Raw genomic sequence first — 578 nt, 5'->3', positions numbered from 1 at the left:
GGCGAAAATTCGATGAAGCGTTGAAGGCGCTACCGAAAGCCAGTCGCGAGAATAAATTTGGCATGGCACACACTGCACTGCGTAAATTCAGGGCACTTTACCTCCTAGAAAAACAGCTCAAAGACTTGACCATAGAGCAGCGTTATTTGCTGCGCCAGGAAAAAAGTAAGCCCTTAATGGAAGACTTAAAGCAATGGTGTGATGACAGCGTCGCTAAGACCACGAAAGAATCGGCGTTAGGCAAAGCGATTCGCTACACGATCAACCAATGGGATTACCTGATGCGCTATCTTGAAGATGGAAACTTACAGATTGATAATAATGCCGCAGAGCGGCACATCAAACCGTTTGTGATTGGCCGGAAAAACTGGTTGTTTAACCAAACCCCGCGCGGTGCCACTGCAAGCGCGCTACTTTACAGTCTGGTACAAACAGCAGTCGCCAATAATCTGGAGCCTTTTGATTATCTGAAATACTTGTTTACTGAACTACCTATATTAGGTCGGCACTATCAACCTGAGGCATTAGATCAATTTCTGCCCTGGAATTTAACTGAAAAAATTCAGCCTTTAAATCAA

At 44.8% G+C, this 578-nt stretch carries 1 protein-coding gene; it reads left to right on the top strand.

Annotated elements, in window-relative coordinates; translation table 11 throughout:
* Positions 1-578, top strand: a 578-nt coding sequence (locus RW114_RS20885) for an IS66 family transposase (RefSeq protein ID WP_340124643.1), incomplete at both ends; no start/stop codon positions are given.

Origin of the sequence: Methylobacter svalbardensis (genome assembly GCF_037671525.1) — a bacterium.
GTDB classification, from domain to species: Bacteria; Pseudomonadota; Gammaproteobacteria; order Methylococcales; family Methylomonadaceae; genus Methylobacter_A; species Methylobacter_A svalbardensis.
The sequence above is the reverse complement of the archived record's forward strand: the minus strand, read 5'-3'. Positions and strand labels throughout refer to the sequence as shown.